Below are 261 nucleotides of genomic sequence, written 5' to 3'. Positions count from 1 at the left end.
GCGCGCTCAGGAATCAGGCGACGCTCAACCAAACGTCCTACGCAGGGCGGATGACGCTCTTTTCATCCACCGTTGCGGTCGCCCGGTGGATCGATGAAGCGTGATCCACCCTACGAAGCTCTCGCGTGTGCGCTTCAGGAATCAGGCGACGCTTAACCAAACGTCCTACGTAGGGTGGATGACGCTCTTTTCATCCACCATTGCCGTCGCCTGGTGGATCGGTGAAGCGTGACCACCCTACGAAGTTCTCGCGTGTGCGCG

It is taken from the genome of Pseudomonas sp. KSR10 (genome assembly GCF_022355455.1).
GTDB lineage: Bacteria > Pseudomonadota > Gammaproteobacteria > Pseudomonadales > Pseudomonadaceae > Stutzerimonas > Stutzerimonas stutzeri_E.
Note: the sequence above shows the minus strand (reverse complement) of the source record.